This window comes from Sodalinema sp., from assembly GCF_046483825.1.
Lineage (GTDB): Bacteria > Cyanobacteriota > Cyanobacteriia > Cyanobacteriales > Geitlerinemataceae > Sodalinema.
On the sequence record NZ_JAWOCL010000123.1, the window covers coordinates 1 to 17,020 of the forward strand.

The window sequence follows — 17,020 nt, forward strand, 5'->3', positions numbered from 1 at the left end:
CCCTGTTCGACTTGCTGGCGTAGATCTTCTCGCCCCAAAGACGGACGGGAAACATAGGTCACCGGCTGCTGAGTATAAAAGACAATCGAAGGCTTTTCAAACCCCACCGAGAGGAGACGATCGCCCGGTTGATAGACCGCCTTCGCCGTCTCCGCCATCTGACGAATCGGTTGTTGACGTAACTCATCCAAAAGCCCAAACATGGGATGAGCGACCAACAACAAAAAGAGCGCAAACCCCGTCACTTGGGCGATCGCCACCCCCCGGCGGCGCGTCAAAATACAGGCTTCCACCACCGAAGCGATCGCCACAATCACCCCAGCCCCCCACGTCGTCAACCCCGACTCAAAAATCTTTAAATCAATGCGATCGACCACCGGGTCGGGGCCAATAATAAACGGCAAAACCGCCAGGGCGATCGCCATCACCATCCAAAGCAACCAACTCCCAACATGACTCGCCGACAGCCAACGACGGGAGACACTCGGGCGATGTAACATCTCCTCACTCAACAGCAGAGACACCAAAATCGCCGCCGCCGGAATTAAGGGCAACACATAACTCGGTAGTTTCGTCACCGCCACCGTAAAAAAGACAAACACCCCACCAAACCAAAACAGGGCAAACCCGCCCAACTGGTCCTGACGCGACAGTTTACACCACCAGCCCCGTCGCCAAACCCGCAAACGGGCGATCGCCGCCGGCAGATAAGCAGACCAAGGGGCAAACCCCAGCAACACCACCCCAAAATAGAAATACCAGGGACCACTATGACGATTTACCACCCGCGTAAACCGTTCCACATTGTGATAACCAAAGAAACTCTCAATATACGCCTCCCCATTAGCCTGCCAAACCAACAGATACCAAGGAACCGTAATCAGCAGAAAAATCAGCCAACCCCGCAACGGCCGCATTTCCCGCCAAACGACCTTCAGCTTGCCCCCATAGAGAAGAAACCCACCAATAATCCCCACCGGTAACACCATCCCTACCGGCCCCTTCGCCAAAACCGCCAACCCCATCCAGACAAAAAAGCTCAAATAGGCCCAATTCTGGGTCTTTCCCGCCGTCGCATAGCCCCAAAAAAACGACAACAGAGACAACCCCACACAGGCACACAGCAGCATATCCGAAACTCCTGTGCGTCCCCAAATCAACGCTTGGGGATTAAAGGCGATCGCGATCGCCCCCAAACTCGCCGCACCCCAAGGAAGCAACCAACCCTGGCGACTTCCCGACGCCGGAGACACAAAACGCCAGAGAGTGACATAGGTTCCCGCCATCAGGGCGATGGCCGACAACGCCGAAGGAAGCCGCACCGCCCACTCATTCGTACCGATTAGCCTATAGGCGATCGCCATCAACCAATACACCAGCGGCGGCTTATCAAAACGAGTTTCCCCATTAAAATACGGCGTAATCCAATCCCCCGTCACCGTCATCTGACGGGCCGCCTCCGCAAACAACGGTTCCGTCTCATCCACCAAATTCGTCGTTCCCAACTGATACAGAAACGCCAACCCCCCCGCTAAAACAACAGCCGACAGGGAGATGCCCCAAACCAATTTTGGGAACTTTTCAGGGGTTTTCATGGGGGGAGAGGGGAACAGGGAACAGGGAACACCGGAACAGGGAACAGGGGGAAGAAGGCAAAAGGCAAAAGGGTAGGGTGCGTTCCGGCTTGCAATCCTTGTCAGCATTGAACATTCAATAGGAACCTGCCGGAACGCACCTCCTGGCAATCGGCAACAGGCAAGAGATGGCCTAACTGATCACCCAATTCACCAAAGTCCGGACCGGGAAACCCGTTGCGCCGGTGCTGTTGTAGCCATTATCCTTGTCCGTCCAAACCGGGGCCGCAATATCCAAATGCGCCCAGGGGGTTTTGTCCACAAACTGCTTCAGGAACAAAGCCGCCGTAATCGAACCACCGGCACGGCTTCCCGTGTTTTTCATATCCGCATGAACCGACTTCATGACCTCAAAATAGGGTTCCTCCAGGGGCATCCGCCAGAGCTTCTCACCACTTTGCTGCGAGGCCGTCAAAAACGCCTCAGCCACCGTATCATCAGGACTCCACAGACCGGCGATCGTATCCCCTAACGCCACCACACAGGCCCCCGTGAGAGTAGCTAGATCCACCATCGCATCCACGTCGAGTTTATCAGCATAGACCAACGCATCAGCCAGCGTTAAACGCCCTTCTGCGTCCGTGTTGTTCACTTCGATTGTTTTGCCATTTGAAGCGGTTAAGATGTCTCCTGGGTGCATTGCACGCCCGCTAATCATGTTTTCACAGATTGCCGAGATGAAGTGAACCTCCACATCCGGTTTCAGTTGGGCGATCGCCTTAGCGGCCCCAAACGTGGCCCCGGCCCCACCCATATCAATTTTCATGGTTTCGATACCGCTCCCACTGGGTTTGAGATTGAGTCCACCCGAGTCAAAGGTTAGACCCTTGCCCACAATGGCCAATTTCTTGCGGGGCTTACCTTTGGGCTTATAGACCATATGCACAAACTTCGGTGGGATATCCGACGCTTGGGCCACCGCCAGGAAAGCGCCCATCCCTCGTTTCTGACAGTCCTCTTTTTCCAAAATGGTCAAGTCGAGTCCATACTCATTGGCGATCGCCTGAGCCGTTTCAGCCAAAGTGAGCGGATTGATGCTATTAGCCGGTGCTGCCACCAACTCCCGCGCCAAAATCACCCCAGAACAAATCTTCAAAGCCATCTCAATGGCCGCATCTTCGCCCTCAAATCCCAGCAAGTTCACGGTTTCGACCTGAGTGGTTTTGTCCTCCTCCGACTTAAACCGCTGATCCTGGTGCAACGCCAACTCAAAGCCTTCGACTAAGGCCTGGGCCGTCGAGGTGCGATCGCCATTCCAGACCGGAGTCGCGATGGCAACCGTTTTACAATTTTGTTGCTTCGCTAGCCGGGCCATGGCCGCACTGGCCCGTCGCCAGTCCTCGAGGGAGGTCGAGTCTCCTAACCCTACCAAAATCACCTTACGGATAGCACTTCCGCCACCAACTCGGGTAGCGGCACTGTTGCCTAATTTGCCCTCGAACTGGCTTTCTTCGATCAGTTCGCTGAGGGTTCCCGCCAGTTTTTCATCGAGTTTGGCCCACTCGCCGGATAACGGCAAATCCGTCTCTTGAAGCGCTAGAGCCAGGCCATCCCCCGTCCAGTCTAAGGCCGTCGTTGCGATCGCATTAAATTTCATAAACTCCAATCTCTCTACGTATCAATCTAGGCTATTGACTAGATTACCTGACTCGGCTCATTGGGGACACACGCAAAATCCACAATAGCAGCGGCAGGATAACTCGGATGACTGACCGCGATCGCGATCGAGATAGTCTCGCAGATTCACATACACACTGTCATCAATATCACAGCGACTCGACTGCGCCTCCGCAAAATCCAACTCAAACAGTTGTGACATCATCCCTTCCGTCGTCGGTTCTCGGGACACCGCCAACGGAGGAATCGTCAGCAGAACATTCTGGCGATTACAACCTGAGCGGCGATCGCCCACCAAACAGACCACAAACTGACCCTCAACACGACCTAGAGTTATATAATTCACCTCATCATCCTCATAGGCCTGTTGCAACCGTTGCGAGGCTTGCCAACAGGGATCATCAGCCGCCAACTCCGTCGTCGCCACCAGAGGCCATTGCAATAACGGCAACGCTTCCGTTGGCATTTGTACCAACAAAACAAACCGCTGATTCTCCTGGCGACAGCTAAACTCTAAATCCCGTTGCTCTAAATCCCGTTGCTCTAAATCCCGTTGCTCTAAATTGCCCTGAGATGACCCAGGAGACGACGGCCGTTCCGGTTGAAACCGCGCCGTTCCACGACCAAACTGCCGGCTGATCTCAGGAATGACCTCTTGAGCGATACTAGGATGGACTGATAGGGCGGCGATCGCCCCCATCATCGCCAAACCACAAGTCAACCCCCATCTTTGCATTCGCCTCTCAGTCCGTCGTCTCCGTATTCCCTAGTCTTTCAGACCATGAATCCCGTAAAAAGTGCCAAGAGGGACAACGCCTCCTCATGACCCGTCACCGTTACCCCACTCCATGCAACCTATCCCCAAACCACTCTCCCCCAAAACAGACCGTGATCGGATTTCCTTCCCAAGATCCATCACCAGACCCATCACCTGAAACCTTTGACTGACAACCTGTCATGTCCAACCTCTTGCCGATTTTCCGTTTACCGTTAATTCTCCTATGACCGTTTCACCCCAAACCATCGGTTGGCGAGAATGGCTGAGCTTGCCGGAATTAGGGATTACCCAGATTAAAGCCAAAATCGACACCGGTGCCAGATCCTCGGCCCTCCATGCTTACGACATCGAAGACATCCCTCCCTTGGGCGATCGCCCCCGCATCCGCTTTAAAGTCCATCCCCAACAACGGGATACAATGACAGTAGTTACCGCCCAGGCCGACATCCTCGATCGCCGTGAAGTCCGCAACTCCGGGGGCAAAGCTGAGTTGCGCTATGTCATTGTGACTCCGGTACAACTGGCGCAGCACCAATGGTCTATCGAACTCACCCTCACCAACCGCGATGTCATGGGGTTCCGAATGCTTCTCGGACGACAAGCGGTTCGCGGACGCTTCCTCGTCGACCCCGGTCACTCTTATCTTCTTAACCCAACTCCCCAGCAGCCATGACCCCTCAACGCCTAACCCCTCTCACCCAAACTCAAGGCATCTTCTCACAAGTGCCTCCTCCCATCCCTCCCAGGAGATCTTAACTGGGTGATCCCTATTGTCAGCTAGCTTGCTAGCTGACTAGCTTACCTCTTGCCTCTTGCCTCTTGCCTCTTGCCTCTCCATGAAAATTGCCATCCTCTCCCAAAATGCGTCTCTGTATTCCACCAAACGTCTCAGAGAAGCCGGAGAACAACGCGGACATCAGATGCGAGTCATCGACCATCTCCGCTGTTACATGAGTATTACCTCTCACCGGCCCTCAGTCATTTATCAAGGGAATCCCCTAACTGACGTTGAAGCCGTTATTCCTCGCATTGGCGCTTCCCACACCTTTTATGGAACCGCTGTTGTCCGCCAATTCGAGATGATGGGAGTCTTTACCGCCAACGAATCCCAAGCCATTTCTCGCTCTCGGGATAAGTTACGCTGTCTGCAAATCCTAGCTCGCGAAGGCATCGGCTTACCCGTTACCGGTTTTGCTCACTCCACCAAGGACATTGAGGGCCTCATCGGTATCGTCAACGGCGCCCCCCTAGTGATTAAACTCCTCGAAGGGACTCAGGGAATTGGCGTCGTCTTAGCTGAAACCACCCCAGCCGCCACCTCTGTGATTGAAGCCTTCCGAGGACTCGATGCCAATATCTTAGTGCAGGAGTTTATCCAGGAAGCCAAGGGCGCTGATTTGCGTTGTTTTGTGGTCAACGATAAGGTCGTCGCCTCCATGAAACGCCAGGGCGCCCCCGGAGAGTTTCGCTCTAATGTCCATCGGGGTGGCAAAGCCGAAAAAATTAAACTCACCCCCGAAGAACGCACCACAGCCGTCCGCGCCGCCAAAGCAATGGGGTTAAAAATTGCCGGAGTCGATTTGTTACGCTCCAATCACGGCCCGGTGGTCATGGAAGTCAATTCATCTCCTGGCTTAGAAGGGATTGAAGGCTCAACTGGAGTCGATGTGGCCGGCAAAATCATCGAATTTCTGGAGAAAAAGGCCGGCGCCAGCGCCCCCCGCGATCGCATCCCCTACTAACCCGTCCATCACAAGCGGTCAATAGCCAGCAGGCGGGCAATGCCCGCTTTTTCTATTGCCTCTTGCCATCCCCTCTTGGGAGGGGTTAGGGGTGGGTTATGCCTCTTGCCTCTTGCCTCTTGCCTCTTGCCTCTTGCCTCTTGCCTCTTGCCTCTTGCCTCTTGCCTTCCCCCCTTCCCTATGCCCTTCAAAATTGGCGGAACCGAGATTCCCCCCCAAACTCGCCAACACCTCGAACTTCCCGTTGCTCGCCTACCGACGCAAACCCCCATATCTCTGCCCATTACCGTGATTCGAGGCCCCGAAGATGGCCCCATCCTGTGGGTGAGTGCCGCGATTCATGGTGATGAAATTAATGGCGTTGAAATTGTCCGCCGCTTGATGGATGTGATTCATCCTCACCAACTGCGGGGAACCGTGATTATGGTTCCAATTGTTAATGTCTTTGGGTTTATTGAGCAATCGCGCTATCTGCCAGACCGCCGTGACCTCAATCGCTCCTTTCCCGGTTCCTCTCGGGGATCTCTGGCCTCTCGCTTAGCGAGTTTGTTTATGAAGGAGGTGGTGTCCCAATCGACTCATGGTATTGATTTACATACCGCCTCAGACCATCGTGTCAATTTACCCCAGATTCGCGCCAATCTTGAGGATGCTGAAACCCATCGCTGTGCGATCGCCTTTGGCGCCCCAGTCGTCATTCACTCCACCACCCGCGATGGCTCCCTGCGTCAAGCCGCCACGAAACAGGGGATTCCGGTGCTTCTCTATGAAGCTGGGGAAGCCTTGCGTTTTAATCCCCAGGCCATTCAGTTAGGGGTCGAAGGGGTGTTACGGGTGATGTCTGCCCTAGGGATGTCTGATCATCCCCCCAACGCCGCTCCTGTACCACCGGTCGAAGCTCGTAAGACCCAATGGATGCGATCGCCCCAGGGGGGAATCCTACTCCTAGATGTTGAACTCGGCCAACCCGTTCAAAAGCGGGAAAAACTCGGCGTGATTGTTGATGTCTTCGGCAACGTCCGCGCCACAGTCAAAGCCCCCTGCGATGGACTCATTATTGGCATGACCCAAAATCCCCTCGTCAATCAAGGGGATGGCATTGTACATTTGGCACGGTTTCCCAATCTTTTGGGTTGACAAAAAATATTTTATATGGTATATGAGGCAACAAGATTAGCGTACAAGAATCCAAAGAGGGATTTTTGACAAACCCTCCGGAATTGCGATCGCCCCCTCCCAAAAATTGGCTATAGTGGTTTTAGCCCCACCTATATCAAACTGATATATCAGATTTAGATGTTAGAACTCTCCGCCCTCGGCTTACTGCAACGGGAACCCCTCCACGGCTATCGACTCAAGCAGCAACTCGAACTCTTCATGGGGAGTTGCATGAGCGTCAACTACGGCGCGATTTATCCCCTCTTGCATCGCTTAGAAGAGCGCGGTTTCATCGAATGTCACATCGAAGATAGCCCCGAGAGCGGCGGTGAGCGCAAAATCTACAACATCACCCCCCAAGGGAAACAGCAATGGCGGACCCTGATGCAACAACAGTCCCGAGACAGTTGGATGAAAAGTCGTTGTCGGTTTATGGTGAAATTCTTTTTCTTCAGCGATATCGAGCCTGACTTGCGCCTAAAACTATTGAAACGTCGGCTGCACGCCTGCCACAGTCGCCAAGACTACGTTCATCAGCAAGATTTTTCCCAAGATCTCTACCAGCATGCGACCTGGCTGCGCCACCTGGATATGCTCAACGAGGAAATCGATTGGTTGCAAGAGCAACTCCAGCAAGAAACAGCCCGGAGAGCCGACAGCAACGACTCATTCGACATCAAAAAACATCAACCCGTTTAGCCCCCAACCCCCTAACTCCAAACAACAAACAACACATTGTTTGTTCGCTTCCCTTATTCTCCTTTAGGTCGATTATGCCAACCGACAACATCTCCTCCCAACCAACCGCCCCCGTCGAAACCGAACAAGAGACTCCCGTCGTCGAACAAGACAGCCCCAACCCGCCCAAATGGTGGCTCATCCTGTTACTGGGCTTGCTGCTACTTGGCGGCGGTGGTTTCCTCGGCTGGCAATGGTGGCAATCCCAACAAGCGGCCGGACAAGAACAACAACAGGGACCGCCCCCAACCCCCGTAGAAACCACGACCGTGGAAACCACGACCGTTGAAGATAGTTCCGAATTTGTCGGAATCCTAGAAGCGCAACAAACCGCCAGCCTACGCTCAGAAAGCAGCGGGGAAATTCGCGCCATCTACGTCCGTCCCGGCGACATTGTCGGCCAAGGCGAACCCCTAGCCCAAATCGATCGCCGCGCCGTCGAAGCCAGTCTGGCCCAAGCCGAAGCCAACATCAACCGCGCCCGCGCCAGACTCGCCGAACTGCAAGCCGGGCCACGACAAGAAGACATTGCCCAGGCCCGCGCCCGTCTCAGACAAGCCGAAGCCAACCTACAAGACGCCCAATCCGGGGCCAGTCCCTCGCAAATCGCCCAAGCCGAGTCTCGCATTGAATCGGCCCGCGCCACCCTGAACCTGGCCCAACAACGACTCGAACGGTTCCAAACCCTCGAAGCCCAGGGGGCCATTCCCACCGATGACCTCGACGAAGCCCGAGAACGGTATCGCACCGCCCAAGCCAATTTTGAAGAAGCCCAACGGCGGCGACAAGAACTCGAAGAAACCCAAGACACTAGCATTAGCCGCCTCAGTGCCGAAGTTGAAGAACAACGACAGGCCCTGCTAGAACTCGAAACCGGAACCCGCCCCGAAGAAATCGCCCAAGCCGAAGCCGACCTAGACGCGGCCATGGCCGAGGCGCGGTCAATCGAAGTCAACCTAGAAGACACCCAAATCATCGCCCCCTTTAGCGGTATGGTCGGGGATATTCCCCTGCAAGTGGGGGATTCCGTCAGTCGAGGCGATCTGTTCACCACCCTCACCCAAAACGATCGCCTAGAACTACAGCTATCAATTCCCCTCGAACGGAGTAATGACCTCGATCTCGGACTCCCCGTCGAACTCCTCGATCCAACAGATGCCGATACCACCGCCCCAGCTACCGGACGAGTCAACTTTATCTCGCCTCAAGTCGATCCCGAGTCCCAATCGATCCTAGTCAAAGTCGCCTTCGACAATCCCGACGGTCGCCTACGCGATCGCCAATTCGTGCGATCGCGCATCATCTGGCGACAACGACCCGACACCATCATCATCCCCACCACCGCCGTCACCTTCCAAGGCCAGCGACGGTTCGTCTTCGTCGCCGAAGGAGACGGAGAGACCCTCACCGCCCAACGTCGCCAAGTTGAACTCGGAGACAGCCAAGGCGACCAAAGTGAAGTCATCAGCGGACTCGAACCCGGCGATCGTCTGATCACCTCTGGCATCCAAAAAATCCGCGACGGACAACCCGTTGCCCCTAGCCCTTAACCCCCCAGCCTCCGAAGATGTTTTATCAGTTTTTCATCAAACGCCCCGTCTTCGCCTCCGTCTGTTCCCTACTGCTGATGCTAGTGGGAATCGTCGGGTATGGAAGTCTTCCCGTCCAGGAACTTCCCAGCATTGACCCCCCCGTCGTCAGCGTCACCACCGTCTATCCAGGGGCTAACCCTAGCGTCGTCGAAACCGAAGTCACCGAAATCCTCGAAGCCGAACTCAACAGCGTTGATGGCGTGCGCACCCTAACCTCCCAAAGTCGCCAGGCCGTCAGTTCCATCACCGTACAATTCGACCTCGACCAAGACGTTGACATTGGCGCCCAAGAAGTCCAACGCACCATCGCCCAAGTCGTCGGAGAACTCCCCGACAACGCCGAGTCCCCCGTCATTCGCCGCGAATCCGGTGACGCCGCCCCCATCATCTGGTTTGGCCTCTACAGCGAAGAGGAAGGCATCAGCACCCTAGAACTGAGTGACTACGCCGATCGCTTTATCGTCGATGCCCTCGAAACCATCGACGGCGTGAGTAGTGTCATCATCGGGGGCGAACGTCGCTACGCCATGCGGCTTTGGATCGATCCCCAACGCCTTGAAGCCCGCAACCTCACCATTCTCGACGTGCAAAACGTCCTCCGGCAAGAAAACATCGAACTCCCCAGCGGACGCATCGAAGGCAACCAAAATGAATTTTCCGTACGAACCCTAGGACGACTGCGAGAACCCGAAGAGTATGAAGCCCTAGTGCTGCGGACCACCAGCAACGGCACCCAAATTCGCTTCCAAGACATTGGCTATGCCGAAATTGGCGCCGAAGACGATCGCTCCTTCGTGCGCTTTAACGGTCGCCCCGCCGTCGGCTTAGGGGTCGTCAAACTCTCGACCGCCAACACCCTCAACGTCGCCGCCGACGCACGGGCCAAAATGACCGACCTCAAACCCAACTTCCCCCCAGGGATGAATTACGAAGTCGCCGTCGATAACTCAGAATTTGTGCAACTGGCGATCGATGAAGTCTGGGGGTCTCTCTATGTGGCGGTTTTCCTGGTTATCGTCGTCATCTTCTTCTTCCTGCGCGACTGGCGAGCCACCATTGTCCCGGCTGTAACCATTCCCGTCTCGCTGATTTCAGCCTTCGGGATTATGTTTATCCTGGACTTCTCGATTAACACCCTAACTCTCTTTGCCCTCACCCTAGCCACCGGGCTAGTGGTGGACGATACCATCGTCGTCTTAGAAAACATCGTCCGCTACATCGAACAAGAGGAGATGAAACCCTATCAAGCCGCCATCAAAGGCTTAGAAGAGGTCATTTTTGCCGTCATTGCCACCACTGTTGTGTTGGTGGCGGTATTTCTCCCCGTGGGCTTTGCGACGGGCGTAACGGGACAGTTATTTGCAGAATTTGCCCTAACCCTAGCCGGGTCCGTGATTGTCTCATCCTTTGTCGCCCTCACCCTCGCCCCAAGTTTGTCGGCCCGAGTTCTGAAACCGCACTCGATGCTGCATGGCTGGATTTTCGATAAAGTTGAAGATCTCCTAACCGCCGCCGCCAACTTTTATGCTTCGAGTCTGCGGCTGGCTCTGTCCGTCAAACCCTTGATTGTGGTTGGCTTTATCCTCTCAATCGGTCTGCTGGGGATTTTATTTAGCCAAATTCCCAAAGGTTTCCTACCCGACGAAGACCGGGGGCAGATTTTGACCATTGTCAACGCGCCCCAAGGGGTTAGCATTGACTACACCGATGACGTGATGCGGCAAGTCGAAGCGGTCTATGAGGAGATGCCCGAAGTTCGCTATTACTTTAGTATTGGTGCTTTTGGGCGCGGCGCACCGGGTCAGGTGAATCAGGGGATTGCCTTTGTACGACTGCAACCTTGGTCGCAACGAGAAGAACCCCAGCAATCTCAACAAGCCCTGATTGGACAATTATTTGGGCGCTTTTCCCAAATTTCGGATGCGTTAATTTTTCCGGTCAATCCGCCGGCGTTACCTGGTGGAGGACTCGGTCAGCCGGTGCAATTGGTGTTACAAGGACCGAGTTTAGAGCAGTTAGCGGACATTTCCGGGGAGTTAGCGCAACGGGCGAATCAACTGCCCGAATTGAGGAATGTTGATACAACCTTAAAATTGACTCAGCCGGAAGTCACGGTAGAAATTGACCGTCAACAAGCGGCTAACCTGGGAATTAACGCTCAAGATATTTCCAATACCTTACAGATTCTCTTAGGGGGACAGGAAATCACCAGCTTTAACCGCGAAAATCGCCGCTATGAGGTGGTGGTTCAGGCTGAAGAAGAATTCCGCCTGAGTCCTGAGAGTATTCGAGAGCTTTCTCTACGAACCAGTGAGGGAGAGTTAGTGCCATTAAGTAATTTAGTCCGTCTAGCAACGACGACAACTCCCCCACAAATTGAGCATTATCAGCGTTTTCGTTCTGCCACGATTGAAGGCAGTCCAGCTCCGGGATACAGCTTAGGAGAAGCGATCGCGGCTTTACAAGAGTTGGCCGATGAGATTGCCCCTGATGGGGTGACAACGGCGTTGGCGGGGGAATCTCTGGAGTTTGCTGAAGCCGGGGAAGCGACGGCCTTTATTTTTGGCTTAGCGATGGCCTTTATTTTCTTGGTCTTATCGGCTCAGTTTGAGAGTTATTTGGACCCCATTGTGGTGTTATTAACGGTTCCCCTGTCTCTGGTTGGGGCGTTGGGTGCGTTGATGCTCTTTGGTTTGGAGTTGAATATCTATAGTCAAATTGGCTTGATTATGTTGATTGGTTTGGCGACCAAGAATGCCATTTTGATTGTGGAGTTTGCTAATCAGAAACGAGCGGAAGGATTCTCAATTTACCGAGCGGTGATTGAGGCGGGTCGAATTCGTTTTCGTCCGATTTTGATGACGGCGTTTTCGACGATTTTCGGCTTGATGCCGTTGGCGTTTGCAACTGGGGCGGGAGCCATGAGTCGTGTTTCGATTGGGATGTCTGTGGTGGGCGGAATGTTTGTTTCGACGCTCTTGAGTCTCTATGTGATTCCGGTCTTTTATGTACTCATTAATGGGGTGCAGAAGAAGATGGTGCGCAACTTGCATTTGGAGCCGGAACATTGAGTTTCTGGGAGTGATAAATGTGGGGTGGTTAGGTTTCAAAAGCAGTAGTAGGGGCAAAAAATTTTTTGCCCCTACTATTTTGTGTTCAATGTAATAAATTAACGCGAATTCAGGTTAAGCCAAACGAGGCAAAATCAACTGAACCTTCCTTCGCTCGCCCACGCCTAACACTCGGAAGCCGGTCTTGTAACCCTGAGGATGGGGACTAAGCAACCTAACGTTTCGCTTCACAGGCGGCAGATAAAAGTATGATTCAGCAACGGCGCGTACTTTTTGTTCTGCACAAGCACTGGTTAGACAACAACCTAGCAATTCAATTGTGGTATGATGGTTTTCAAATTAAATGTCTTTACCTTGGTTTAAGCTTTGTGAGTCAATCCTTTGCCTTTTACATGGATGAGAGTGGCAGTCCCAAGCCAAATCCCAGAGACCAAGCCAGCTACTTCGCGGTTGGAGGAGTCTTAATCCAGCATCATGATGAAAGCCGCATTCGTCGAAAAATCGCAGATTTTAAACAACGTTGGGAAATTGACGAAAGTGTTCCTTTACATGGTAACGAAATTCGGAGTAAAAAGAAAAACTTTGCTTGGCTAGGACTTAGATCAGAAGACGAGCAAAATTAGTTCTTGCAGGACTTGACAGATACGATTGTTCAGTGCCCGATTATTGTTCATGGATGCGTTATTTCTCGGCAGGGCTATCTAGATCGGTATCTCGAACGCTATGGTAGCAATACATGGGAGATGATGAAGAGTGCGTTCTCAATTTTGTTAGAGCGTGTCAGCAAGTATGTTGTCCTTCAGGGTGGAGAAGTTATGGTTTATTTTGAAAAGGCGGGTAAAAAGGAAGATAAACTCATAACCAGCTACTTTAACGACCTGAGAGATTCGGGAGCTCCCTTCAGTGCTGAAACCTCTACTAAATATGCACCACTAACATCTAACCAAATACGGCAGGTTCTTACAGGTATACAGGGGAAGTCTAAAAATCACCCCATTCTACAAATCGCTGACCTGTGCTTGTATCCCATCGCAAAATCTAAAGGTCAGCCTCAAAACCGTGCATTTCAGGAGCTTATTCGGCATCAGAAGCTAGTTGATGCCGTTTTAACACCTGATAGCCTTGAAAAGATGGGGATAAAATACTACTGCTTTGAGGATTCGCTTTAAAACACAAAAACCGCGACCTTGGTCTTGGTGCGGTTGAGTGCGGCAGTCATACGACTACCCCTGAGCTAAGCTCCAACTAAATTATACTCAACAAGATAGCGTTAGTCAAGTATTTTACATTTTTTAATCTGTCGCTCAAGTCCAACGTCTTGCACCAGCCGCCCGCGTAACCATTCAGGTTATAGAACTTACTCTCTAAGCTTTGCTCAGTATAGGTTTCAGCTATTTTAGTCTTTTTCTATTTCCTCAACAAGAAACTTTTAGGCAAAAAACGTCCCGGCGATCGCCACCGCCAACGCATCAGCCGCATCATCAGGTTTGGGGATTTCATCTAAGTCCAACTCCCGCGCCACAGCTTCCTGAACCTCCAATTTGGAGGCGTTCCCATAGCCCGTTAATGACTGTTTAACTTGTCCTGGAGTCAATTCAATTAAAGGCAGGTTATGTTGAGCTAAGACTAACATCATCACCCCTCGGGCTTGGGCCACCAGAATCAAATTGCTCATACGATAGAAAAAGAGCTTTTCAATCACCACCAGTTGCGGTGAAAACTGCTCACACAGAGCGTGTAAATCTTCATAAATGGTCTGGAGGCGATCGCCAATCGGTTGTTTCGCCGGAGTTTGGATAATGCCAAAATCAAGGGGTTTGAGGCGATCGCCCCCATCAGAGACGATCGCCCCAAACCCCAAACGCGCCAACCCCGGATCGAGTCCTAAAATGCACGGGTTGGCTTCTGTCATTGAGCGTTCACCCAGTTAGTTCTCATCCATGGGAATCCCGAACACCTCGGAAAACACCTTTTGCACTTTGGTCCCGGAATCGATGGTTTCCATGGGATCTTTGCGTAGGCGGTGACGCAAACAGAGGGTGATAATACGGCTGATATCATCCACCGTCACCTCAGTCCGGCCTTCAAAGGCGGCTAAGGCTTTGGCGGCCCGGTTGGTGACAATATCGCCCCGCAAACCATCGACATCGAGTTCAGCACAGACTTGAGAAATCTGCACTCGCAACTCATGGCTAATCTCAACGGAACCCAAGAGATTTTGAGCTTGCAGCAATCTCTCCTGTAACTCCTGTTGCGTCTCGTGGTGATCGCTGAGGTAGTCTTGGGGGTTGCGATCGAACTGCGATCGCTCCTCGACGATTTTCACCCGCAACTCAGGATCGCGCACGGTGCGAATTTCGGCGTGCATCCCAAAGCGGTCCAATAACTGGGGTCGTAATTCCCCTTCCTCGGGGTTCCCGGACCCAACCAGCACAAAACTGGCGGGGTGGCGAATGGAAATTCCTTCCCGTTCGACGGTATTCCAACCCGAGGCGGCGGAATCAAGCAGTACATCCACCAAATGGTCATCGAGGAGGTTCACCTCATCGACATAGAGGATGCCGCGATTGGCTTTGGCTAACAGTCCCGGTTCAAAGGCTTTCACCCCTTCCGAGAGGGCTTTTTCAATATCGATGGTTCCACAAACGCGGTCTTCCGTGGCCCCGAGGGGTAAGTCAATCATGGTGACTTTTTTCTTGGCGACGGGGAGGGTTTCGCCGCGAGTGAGGCGATCGCGCACCTCATCACTCATCAATTCAGGGTTATGAGGGTCACTGCTAAAGGGATCATCGGCGACCACCTCCATTTCCGGCAGTAAGTCGGCCAACGCCCGAATTGTGGTGGATTTTCCGGTTCCGCGATCGCCCATAATCATCACCCCACCCACTTTCGGGTCGATGACATTGAGCAACAGAGCAAGTTTCATTTCCTCTTGTCCCACAATCGCCGTAAAGGGAAACACGGCACGGCGACGGGGCTGAGTGGAGACAATCGGAGTAGCGTCGGCAGTTACAGTCATGCGAGTTTAAAGATAGTGTTCGCGTCGGCGTTGAGTTTACAGTTGAGGATATCGATAGCGGTGATGAGGGAATCTCAACGACACCCATCACGTCGGGTTATTGCAAAAAAATAACCATCCTCCATTGTACCCCGAGCCGTTGTACCCCGAGCCGCGAGGCCCCCTACGGTCTAACGAGGTCTGCTGAGCCAAACTGGGCCGGGACTTCCAACTCGCCGACGTAAATTCCCAAGGCTTGGGCGGTTTGTACTAAATCCCCTTCTGGGGTAATCAGGCGAGGGCTACGGGCGCAGACTTCATCGAGAGAGACCGATCGCACCCGGCCATTTTGCCAGACCACCATCTGACCGAACTGTTCCTGGGCCACTAAATCTACGGCCCCTTTGCCCAAGACTGAGGCCAGGACGCGATCGAAGGCTGAGGGAATCCCCCCCCGCTGCACATGACCTAAGACACTGACGCGAGCCTCAATGCCATTATCGGTGTAGCGACAAATCTCATCGGTGACATATTCTCCAATCCCCCGCAGGCGCATTTCACCTTGAGCGTCGCGATATTCCCGAGATTCCCCGGAGAGGGTTTTGGCTCCTTCGGCCACCAAAACAATGGCGAATTTATGACCCCAGCGATCGCGCAACTCACTAATTTGACGACAAACCCCTTCTATGGTATAGGGGATTTCCGGCATCAGGATCACATCGGCTCCCCCAGCAATACCACCGTGCAAGGCCAGATGGCCGGCGGTACGGCCCATCGTTTCTAGGACCATGACGCGATCGTGACTCGCGGCGGTATAACTGAGTTTATGCAGGGCATCGACCAGGGTATTGACGGCCGTATCAAAGCCAATGGAACATTCCGTCAAAGCCACGTCATTATCAATGGTTTTGGGAATCCCAACCAGGTTCCAGTTCCCCTGACGAGCCAGTTCAGAGAGAATCGCCAAACTTCCGTCACCGCCAATACTAATGAGAGCATCGAGTTCTAGGGCCTGATAGCCGGCAATAATTTCTTGCGCCCGAGCCTCCGTGGGTCCTCGGTTAATCGAACCCAGAATCGTTCCCCCTGTACTTAACATCGGGTCAATTCCCCGCATATCCAAGCCATGCACATTCAGGGCAACCGCTTTACGTTCGAGAAGTCCCTCTGTGGCGTAAGGAATCCCCAGAACTTCCCAGCCATAGGTCAGTGTCGCATGGCTGACGACGGCTCTGATGGCGGCATTGAGTCCAGGACAATCACCGCCACTGGTTAAGATTCCAAGGCGTTTCGGTGTGTTCATGACGTGTCGTTAAACCTCGTGGGAGACGCAGCCCAGGCCTGTTCTTACTTTAAAATAGATTCCTAAACTTTGGTGATTTGCTTGTCTTTTGTTTAGACTTCTTTAGAATTGATTACTTTGCTCGTAACGTGATCTCGTAGACTTGACAAAAATACAGAAATGTTGTTCAAAATAAAATAGTTTTATCAGGGATATCAGAGGTTGGATAGCCGCTACCCCTTAACCTCTAACGCTTAAGAAGGACTCAAGACCCCTCCAGTCAGGGATTTTGGCTCACATTTGCCACAATTGCGAAAAATTCCTTAAGCTAGAAACCGTATAACCTTGAAACCACTAGCCATTGAGGAGTTTTTCGTTATGGTCCGCACCCCGTCTACAATGCTCGATCT

Annotated in this window: 14 protein-coding genes; 8 read left to right on the plus strand and 6 right to left on the minus strand. The window is 53.0% G+C overall.

The annotated features are described in order from the left end of the window. From R6U67_RS07895 to R6U67_RS07905, 3 genes are all read right to left on the minus strand, one after another. The coding region (locus tag R6U67_RS07895; RefSeq protein ID WP_410252038.1) for an ArnT family glycosyltransferase at positions 1-1,595 on the minus strand (1,595 nt) is incomplete at its 3' end. A gap of 172 nt (positions 1,596-1,767) precedes the next feature. Further along, positions 1,768-3,231, minus strand: coding sequence for a leucyl aminopeptidase (locus R6U67_RS07900; protein ID WP_410252039.1), 1,464 nt, complete (start codon positions 3,229-3,231; stop codon positions 1,768-1,770). Between the two features lie 57 nt (positions 3,232-3,288). Continuing rightward, positions 3,289-3,987, minus strand: a complete 699-nt coding sequence (locus R6U67_RS07905) for a COP23 domain-containing protein (protein WP_410252040.1) — start codon at positions 3,985-3,987, stop codon at positions 3,289-3,291. A gap of 265 nt (positions 3,988-4,252) precedes the next feature. Between R6U67_RS07905 and R6U67_RS07910 the strand changes: the two genes are divergently transcribed. The 8 genes from R6U67_RS07910 to R6U67_RS07945 all read left to right on the plus strand — a co-directional run bounded on the left by R6U67_RS07910 (position 4,253) and on the right by R6U67_RS07945 (position 13,499). Further along, positions 4,253-4,702 carry an ATP-dependent zinc protease gene (locus R6U67_RS07910; protein ID WP_410252041.1) on the plus strand — a complete coding sequence of 150 codons (450 nt, stop codon included), beginning with the start codon at positions 4,253-4,255 and terminating at the stop codon, positions 4,700-4,702. 163 nt (positions 4,703-4,865) lie between these two features. Beyond that, positions 4,866-5,771, plus strand: a complete 906-nt coding sequence (gene rimK, locus R6U67_RS07915) for a 30S ribosomal protein S6--L-glutamate ligase (RefSeq protein WP_410252042.1) — start codon at positions 4,866-4,868, stop codon at positions 5,769-5,771. Positions 5,772-5,951: 180 nt separating this feature from the next. Then, positions 5,952-6,908 (plus strand): succinylglutamate desuccinylase/aspartoacylase family protein, encoded by a 957-nt coding sequence (locus R6U67_RS07920; RefSeq protein WP_410252043.1) that lies wholly within the window; start codon positions 5,952-5,954, stop codon positions 6,906-6,908. A 159-nt stretch (positions 6,909-7,067) separates the two neighbouring features. Next, complete coding sequence (locus R6U67_RS07925) at positions 7,068-7,628, plus strand: PadR family transcriptional regulator (RefSeq protein ID WP_410252044.1); 561 nt, start codon at positions 7,068-7,070, stop codon at positions 7,626-7,628. A 74-nt stretch (positions 7,629-7,702) separates the two neighbouring features. After that, positions 7,703-9,217, plus strand: a complete 1,515-nt coding sequence (locus R6U67_RS07930; protein WP_410252045.1) for an efflux RND transporter periplasmic adaptor subunit — start codon at positions 7,703-7,705, stop codon at positions 9,215-9,217. A 17-nt stretch (positions 9,218-9,234) separates the two neighbouring features. Beyond that, positions 9,235-12,330, plus strand: coding sequence for an efflux RND transporter permease subunit (locus tag R6U67_RS07935; protein WP_410252046.1), 3,096 nt, complete (start codon positions 9,235-9,237; stop codon positions 12,328-12,330). A gap of 248 nt (positions 12,331-12,578) precedes the next feature. After that, entirely contained in the window at positions 12,579-12,953 is a 375-nt protein-coding gene (locus tag R6U67_RS07940) for a DUF3800 domain-containing protein (protein WP_410252047.1), read from the plus strand. A gap of 12 nt (positions 12,954-12,965) precedes the next feature. After that, a complete protein-coding gene (locus R6U67_RS07945; protein ID WP_410252048.1) occupies positions 12,966-13,499 on the plus strand; it encodes a DUF3800 domain-containing protein in 534 nt (177 codons plus the stop codon). A gap of 260 nt (positions 13,500-13,759) precedes the next feature. On the opposite strand, the gene ruvC is transcribed toward R6U67_RS07945, so the two are convergent. From ruvC to R6U67_RS07960, 3 genes are all read right to left on the minus strand, one after another. Next, positions 13,760-14,242, minus strand: coding sequence for a crossover junction endodeoxyribonuclease RuvC (ruvC, locus tag R6U67_RS07950; protein ID WP_087709954.1), 483 nt, complete (start codon positions 14,240-14,242; stop codon positions 13,760-13,762). 15 nt (positions 14,243-14,257) lie between these two features. Then, positions 14,258-15,349, minus strand: a complete 1,092-nt coding sequence (gene bchI, locus R6U67_RS07955) for a magnesium chelatase ATPase subunit I (RefSeq protein ID WP_410252049.1) — start codon at positions 15,347-15,349, stop codon at positions 14,258-14,260. A gap of 163 nt (positions 15,350-15,512) precedes the next feature. Next, positions 15,513-16,631, minus strand: coding sequence for an ATP-dependent 6-phosphofructokinase (locus R6U67_RS07960; RefSeq protein WP_410252050.1), 1,119 nt, complete (start codon positions 16,629-16,631; stop codon positions 15,513-15,515). Positions 16,632-17,020: the final 389 nt, after the last annotated feature.

Coding starts and splice junctions, on each gene's coding strand:
- R6U67_RS07900 (WP_410252039.1), bottom strand. CDS start 3,231: ATGAAATTTAATGCGATCGCAACGACGGCCTTAGACTGGACGGGGGAT.
- R6U67_RS07905 (WP_410252040.1), bottom strand. CDS start 3,987: ATGCAAAGATGGGGGTTGACTTGTGGTTTGGCGATGATGGGGGCGATC.
- R6U67_RS07910 (WP_410252041.1), top strand. CDS start 4,253: ATGACCGTTTCACCCCAAACCATCGGTTGGCGAGAATGGCTGAGCTTG.
- rimK (WP_410252042.1), top strand. CDS start 4,866: ATGAAAATTGCCATCCTCTCCCAAAATGCGTCTCTGTATTCCACCAAA.
- R6U67_RS07920 (WP_410252043.1), top strand. CDS start 5,952: ATGCCCTTCAAAATTGGCGGAACCGAGATTCCCCCCCAAACTCGCCAA.
- R6U67_RS07925 (WP_410252044.1), top strand. CDS start 7,068: ATGTTAGAACTCTCCGCCCTCGGCTTACTGCAACGGGAACCCCTCCAC.
- R6U67_RS07930 (WP_410252045.1), top strand. CDS start 7,703: ATGCCAACCGACAACATCTCCTCCCAACCAACCGCCCCCGTCGAAACC.
- R6U67_RS07935 (WP_410252046.1), top strand. CDS start 9,235: ATGTTTTATCAGTTTTTCATCAAACGCCCCGTCTTCGCCTCCGTCTGT.
- R6U67_RS07940 (WP_410252047.1), top strand. CDS start 12,579: ATGATTCAGCAACGGCGCGTACTTTTTGTTCTGCACAAGCACTGGTTA.
- ruvC (WP_087709954.1), bottom strand. CDS start 14,242: ATGACAGAAGCCAACCCGTGCATTTTAGGACTCGATCCGGGGTTGGCG.
- bchI (WP_410252049.1), bottom strand. CDS start 15,349: ATGACTGTAACTGCCGACGCTACTCCGATTGTCTCCACTCAGCCCCGT.
- R6U67_RS07960 (WP_410252050.1), bottom strand. CDS start 16,631: ATGAACACACCGAAACGCCTTGGAATCTTAACCAGTGGCGGTGATTGT.